6 protein-coding genes and 1 pseudogene are annotated in these 5,003 nt (G+C 71.8%); 4 read left to right on the top strand and 3 right to left on the bottom strand.

What is annotated here, in order from left to right; all coding sequences use genetic code 11:
• Window positions 1-76: 76 nt before the first annotated feature.
• Window positions 77-874 carry an SDR family NAD(P)-dependent oxidoreductase gene (locus KME77_RS09635; protein ID WP_219464282.1) on the bottom strand — a complete coding sequence of 266 codons (798 nt, stop codon included), beginning with the start codon at window positions 872-874 and terminating at the stop codon, window positions 77-79.
• 31 nt (window positions 875-905) lie between these two features.
• Window positions 906-1,577, bottom strand: a pseudogene (locus KME77_RS09645) (SDR family oxidoreductase); the annotation flags it as partial.
• A gap of 69 nt (window positions 1,578-1,646) precedes the next feature.
• Here KME77_RS09645 and KME77_RS09650 point away from each other — a divergent pair.
• Both KME77_RS09650 and KME77_RS09655 read left to right on the top strand, forming a co-directional pair.
• On the top strand, window positions 1,647-2,198 hold the full coding sequence (locus tag KME77_RS09650; protein ID WP_219464294.1) for a TetR/AcrR family transcriptional regulator: 552 nt from the start codon (window positions 1,647-1,649) through the stop codon (window positions 2,196-2,198).
• Window positions 2,199-2,251: 53 nt separating this feature from the next.
• Window positions 2,252-2,902: a DUF1707 SHOCT-like domain-containing protein gene (locus tag KME77_RS09655; RefSeq protein ID WP_219464297.1), complete on the top strand. Its 651-nt coding sequence runs from the start codon at window positions 2,252-2,254 to the stop codon at window positions 2,900-2,902.
• Window positions 2,903-2,909: 7 nt separating this feature from the next.
• On the opposite strand, the gene glpX is transcribed toward KME77_RS09655, so the two are convergent.
• The gene (glpX, locus tag KME77_RS09660) at window positions 2,910-3,944 is read right to left on the bottom strand and encodes a class II fructose-bisphosphatase (RefSeq protein WP_219464299.1); all 1,035 of its coding nucleotides are present in this window, start codon (window positions 3,942-3,944) and stop codon (window positions 2,910-2,912) included.
• An 81-nt stretch (window positions 3,945-4,025) separates the two neighbouring features.
• Here glpX and KME77_RS09665 point away from each other — a divergent pair, with 81 nt between their 5' ends.
• Window positions 4,026-4,637, top strand: coding sequence for a TetR/AcrR family transcriptional regulator (locus KME77_RS09665; RefSeq protein WP_219464302.1), 612 nt, complete (start codon window positions 4,026-4,028; stop codon window positions 4,635-4,637).
• A gap of 47 nt (window positions 4,638-4,684) precedes the next feature.
• On the top strand, window positions 4,685-5,003 hold a 319-nt coding region (locus tag KME77_RS09670), incomplete at its 3' end, for a DUF4245 family protein (RefSeq protein ID WP_308250639.1).

A 5,003-nucleotide genomic window follows, 5' to 3' on the forward strand; every position in this document is an offset into this window, starting at 1 on the left:
TTCCGAGGGGCTCCGGTCAGCCCGGCGCTCCGGTCAGCTCGGCCTGCGCCGGTCAGCTCAGCGCGCTCCGCGCCGGTCAGCTCAGCGCGCGCCGTACGAGGTCGTCGCTGACCCGGCGCAGGCGTCGGCGGGCCTCGCGGTCGTACGCCTGGGCGTCGGCCCGGCCCTCGCGCCGCCCGTTGAAGTAGCTCCCGCTCACCCCGTCGAGCCCGTCGATCAGCCGCAGCGTCGCCTCGGTCCCCTCCTCGACCGTGCTCATCACCGGCGCGCCCGACTCGCGGACCATGGTGGTGTCCATGTACGTGGCCGGGTGCAGGGTGTTCGCGCTCACCCCCTGCCCGGCCAGTTCCTCGGCCAGGTCGAAGGTGAACATGATCTGTGCGAGCTTGCTCTGGGCGTAGGCGCGCTGCCGTCCGTACGCGCGGGTCAGCATCGGGTCGTCGAAGTCGACGGCCTGCTGCCCGGCCGAGGCGACGTTCACCACGCGCGAGGGCGCCGACGCGACGAGCAGCGGGAGCAGCCGCCTGGTCAGGTGGTAGCCGGCCAGATAGTTGACCGCGAAGCGCAGCTCGACGCCGTCCTTGCTCTCCTCGCGCCCCGAGCCGGGCGCGCCGCTGCCCGTCCCCGCGTTGTTGACCAGCACGTCGAGCCGGTCGAACCGGTCGAGCACCTCTTCGGCCAGCCGGTCCACCTGGCGCAGCTCGGCCAGGTCGGCCACGACGCCCTCGGTGGTGCCGCCCGCCTCGTCCCTTGTGCGGCGTACGCGCTCGGGGTCGCGCCCGTGCACGACGACGCGGTCGCCACCGGCGGCCAGGCGGCGGGCCAGCTCGCGGCCGAGCCCGTCCGTCGCGCCGGTCACCAGAATCGTCCTCATGCCTTCAGCCTGCCCCCTCCGTCGACCGTCAGCACCGTGCCGGTGACGAACGAGTTGCCCACCACGTACGCGATGGCCGCCGCCACGTCCTCCGGCCTGCCCACGCGCCCGACGGGCGAACGTCCGGCGGAGTCGGCGAACATGCCGGCCCGCGCCTCGGCCGGCAGCCCCGACCACCACTCGGTGTCGATGACGCCGGGCGAGACGGCGTTCACCCTGATCGGCCCCAGCTCGACCGCCAGGCCCGGCACCGCGGACTCCACCGCGCCGTTGACCGCCGCCAGGGCGGACACGCCGGGAAGGCCGACCCCGCCGACGCCGCGGTCACGAACGTGATCGACCCCTCGGGCGCCATGACGTCCAGCGCCGCCTGCGCGGTCAGCAGATGGGGAACCAGCTTGTTCCGCACGGCCTCGACCAGCGCCTGCGCGGTCAGCGAGCGCAGCGGCCCGGCGGGGCCGCGGCCGGTGACGGTGATGACCAGGTGGTCGACCCGCCCGATCCTGGCGAACAGCTCCCGCATCGCGCCGGTGTCCCGCGCGTCCACGGCCTCGCCGGCGGCCCGGTCGCCGAGCTGTTTCACCGCGGCCTCGACCCGTTCGGCGCTCCTGCCGGTGACCACGACCTCGGCGCCGTCGCCCGCCAGCCGGGCCGCCGCGGCCAGGCCGATGCCGCTGGTGCCGCCGACGATCACAACCCTCATGATGTCCCCTATTTCGATACATCCTGCCTCGAAACTATAACGAGACACGATGTCTTGTAAAGTGACGCCATGGTGGGGAGACCGCGCAGCGAGACGGCCAGGAAGGCGATCCTGAAGGCCGCGCTCGACCTGTGCGAACGCGACGGCTACCAGAACGTCACCCTGAAAGGCATCGCCGACGCGGCGGGCGTCGGCAGGCAGACGCTCTACCGCTGGTGGCAGACCAAGGCCCAGGTGATGATGGAGGCGGCCGTCGAGCTGCTCGGCCCCGAGCTGCGCTCCCCGCCCGTGAGCGGCGACCCGCGGGCGGACCTGGTGGCGTTCCTGCGCGAGACGTTCGCGCTGGCCCACGGCGTGGCCGGGCGGGTCGTCGCGGGGCTGATGGCCGAGGCGCAGGCCGACCCCGTCTTCGCCGCCGAGTTCCGGGAGCACCTCATCGGGCCGCGCCGGCAGGCCCTGCGCGCCGTCCTGGTGCGCGGCGCGCTGCCCGAGGACGTGGACGTGGAGCTGGCCGTCGACCTCATCTTCGGCGCCATGTGGTACCGATTGCTCAACCGCCACGCCGAGGTGGACAAAAAGCTCGCGGAGGAGATCGCCGCCCTGGTCGCGCGAATCCGCTGAACCGGCCGATCTGAGGCGAGCGAATATCCCCGACGCCGGATATCGTCGGAAGTGTGAATGAACGCCCGGGATCCTGGCTGCCACGCCTGCAAGAAGTCGGAGAACGGCTGGCCGAGGAATGGGTCTCGGCACGCCGCCCCAAGAACGGCGAGAGCGCGCCGCGGCCGCACGAGCTGCGCGCCTCCGACGACGACCGCGAACGGTTCGTCCAGGTGCTCCAGGACGCCTGCGCCGACGGCCGCATCACGGTGGACGAGCTGGAGGAACGGCTCGGCGCCGTCTACGCGGCCCGCACCCTCGGCGAGCTGTCGGCCGTGACCGCCGACCTGCTGCCCGCCGACCAGCAGCCGCTCAACCTCGACGGGCGGCCGGTGTCGGCGTTCTTCAAGCAGGAGCAGCGCGGCGGGCGGTGGGTGGTGCCCGCCGAGCTGGACGTGACGGCCATGTTCGGCACCACCAAGCTGGACCTCCGCGACGCCATCCTGCAGAACCGGCTCATCGTGATCAACGCCACCCTGGTGTTCGGCGGGCTGGAGATCCACGTGCCGGAGGGGCTGGAGGTGGTCCGGGTCGCCAAGGGCAACACGGTGCGGCTCACCAAGCAGCCCACCGAGCCGGGGGCTCCGACGGTGGAGGTTCGGACCACCAACTTCGCGGGCGACGTCAAGGTCAAGGAGCCGCCGCGCCGCAAGCGCCGTCGATGAAGCCCCATCACCCCGCGGTGTCGAAGTTGATCGCGCTGTAGGCGCGCAGCTTCCACAGCTGGTGCTCGCTGTCCACCTTCCTGATCGTCCCCGAGCGCCCGCGCATCACCAGCGAGTGGGTGAAGGCCACCCCGCTCCTGAACCGGACGCCCTGCATCAGCTCCCCCTGCGTGATGCCGGTGGCGGCGAAGAAGACGTCGTCGGAGCGGACCAGGTCGTTCGTGGTCAGCACCTGGCCGAGGTCGAGCCCGGCGTCGAGCGCCTTGCCACGTTCGGCGTCGTCGCGCGGCCAGAGCTTGCCCTGGATCACGCCGCCGAGGCACTTGAGCGCGCACGCCGCCACGATGCCCTCGGGAGTGCCGCCGATGCCCAGCATCAGGTCGATGCCGGTGTCGGCGCGGGCCGCCATGATCGCGCCGGCCACGTCGCCGTCCACGATGAACTTGATCCGCGCCCCGGTCTCCCTGATCTCCTTGACCAGCTTCTCGTGCCGGGGCCGGTCCAGGATGACCACGGTGACGTCGGACGACGAGCAGCCCTTGGCGCGGGCGACGGCGGCGATGTTCGCCGAGACGGGGGCCTCGATGTCGACGACGTCGGCCGCCTCCGGGCCGGTGACCAGCTTCTCCATGTAGAACACGGCCGACGGGTCGTACATGGAGCCGCGCTCGCTCACCGCGATCACCGACACCGCGTCGGGCATGCCGAGCGCGGTCAGCCGGGTGCCGTCGATCGGGTCGACGGCCACGTCGCAGGCGGGGCCGCTGCCGTCGCCGACCTGCTCGCCGTTGAACAGCATCGGGGCGTGGTCCTTCTCACCCTCGCCGATGACCACGACGCCGTTCATCGACACGGTGCTGATCAACTGGCGCATGGCGTTGACGGCGGCGCCGTCCGCGCCGTTCTTGTCGCCTCTGCCCACCCAGCGGGCCGCCGCCATCGCCGCCGCCTCGGTGACGCGTACGAGCTCCAGGGCCAGGTTGCGATCAGGGGCGTGCTCACCCGTGGCCAGCGCTGCGGGAACGGACGTCTGATCGGACATGATGAAGGGCCTCCTCGTGACAACTGCTCTCGATCGTAGTTGTCCCTCTTTCCCCGGTCAGCGGAGGATAATGTGCCTCCCATGAGCAGCGATGTGGAACAACCGGCGACACCCCGCACATCCGAGCGAGGCGCGGCCACACGCTCCGCGCTCCTCCGGGCGGCCAGGGACGTCTTCGTCTCCAAGGGGTTCGCCGAGGCCGGCGTCACCGACGTGGTGGCCAGGGCGGAGGCCAGCGTCGGCAGCCTCTACCACCATTTCTCCGGCAAGGCCGACCTCTACGAGACGCTGTTCGAGGAGTGGCAGAGCCGGCAGTCGCAGCGGACCAAGCAGGCGGTCCGCGACGCCCGCGCCGGGGGTGAGAGCGACCCGATGCGGGTGTTCGTCAGCGCCGCCCGCGCCTACCTGGACGGGTGCCTGGAGGAGCGGGAGCTGGCCGCCCTGTTCCTGCGCGGCGACGGCCCGCCGGGGTTCGAGCTGGTCATGCGGGCCCGGCTGCGCAAGTGGGCGCAGCGCAACGCCGCGTTGTTCGAGGACGACGAGGCGGCGCTGGTCGTCGTGCTCACCGGGGCGCTCGCGGCGGCCGTCTCCGAGGTGGTGCTCTCCGACGACCGCGAGCTGGCCGAGGACGTGCTCACCATCGTCGCCCAGATCCGCCCGGCCGCTTCGGCGGGCGAGGCACTCAGCGGGTAACCTCGCCAGTTGTGCGACGGTTCACTCAAGGTTTCTACGGTTACGCGGTGGCGTTGTTCGTCTGTCTCGCCGGCGTGGGGCTGTTCCTGCTGGTCACGCCGCAGAGCCGGGAGCAGCACATCCCCCGGGTCGACTACTCGATCACCGTCGCCAACTTCGGCCGCGCGGTCCCCTACCAGGTGTGGGCGCCCGCGAAGGACCCGGCGGGCTGGGTCCCCAACAGCAACAAGATCGCCAAGGGCGAGGGCGGCGCCCAGGTCCTGTACCTGGGGTACGCGACGGCCAAGCTGCAGCACGCCATGTTCGCGCAGAGCGACGAGAAGCCCGCGGCGGGCTTCGCCGACCGGATGGCCAACTCCAACCGCG

It is taken from the genome of Nonomuraea rhizosphaerae, assembly GCF_019396405.1.
Classification (GTDB): domain Bacteria; phylum Actinomycetota; class Actinomycetes; order Streptosporangiales; family Streptosporangiaceae; genus Nonomuraea; species Nonomuraea rhizosphaerae.

Bases quoted from the DNA above. Each gene is read 5' to 3' on its own strand.
- KME77_RS09635 (WP_219464282.1), bottom strand. From the start codon at position 874: ATGAGGACGATTCTGGTGACCGGCGCGACGGACGGGCTCGGCCGCGAG.
- KME77_RS09665 (WP_219464302.1), top strand. From the start codon at position 4,026: ATGAGCAGCGATGTGGAACAACCGGCGACACCCCGCACATCCGAGCGA.
- KME77_RS09650 (WP_219464294.1), top strand. From the start codon at position 1,647: ATGGTGGGGAGACCGCGCAGCGAGACGGCCAGGAAGGCGATCCTGAAG.
- glpX (WP_219464299.1), bottom strand. From the start codon at position 3,944: ATGTCCGATCAGACGTCCGTTCCCGCAGCGCTGGCCACGGGTGAGCAC.